Annotated in this window: 1 protein-coding gene; it reads right to left on the reverse strand. The window is 43.4% G+C overall.

Features of this window, described 5'->3' with window-relative positions; all coding sequences use genetic code 11:
* Nucleotides 1-198: 198 nt before the first annotated feature.
* The coding region (locus tag ACRCJ0_RS18910) for an ABC transporter substrate-binding protein (protein ID WP_431391745.1) at nt 199-558 on the reverse strand (360 nt) is incomplete at its 5' end.

Genomic DNA, 558 nt, shown 5'->3' on the forward strand with positions numbered 1-558 from the left:
ATCCAAGGTTCCATGGCAAATTCAAAAATTAACCGTGATACCAAGGCTGCCCCTAAAGAAAACGACCCTTCAACTGTCATATCGGCCACATTTAGGATTCGGTAAGTTAAGTAAACCCCCATCGCCAATAATCCCCATAACAACCCTTCTGATATACTGCCTAAAATAACACTCATATTAAAATCCTCTTTCTTCCCTTTATTCTGCCACTTGGATGCTGTCAGGATCGACGCCCAACGCTTCCGCCATGTCTTCATTTACGTATAATTCTAATTCTTCCGCTTGCTCAATCGGCATGGTCGAAGGATCTTCACCTTCAATTACCCGTGCTGCCATTTCAGCTGTTTGACGTCCCAATTCGTAGTAGTTTAAAGAATAAGTCGCTAGTCCCCCATCTTCCACTTGGTCAATTGATCCAGCAACAACCGGTACTTGGTATTGTTCAGATACCGCACCAACCGTTGACGCTGCCCCTGCCATGATATTATCTGTTGGAATATATAACAGTTCCGCTTCTGACATCACAGAATTCAAGGCTTGTTGTACATCATTAGTTGA

Source organism: Aerococcus sp. L_32 (assembly GCF_050689315.1).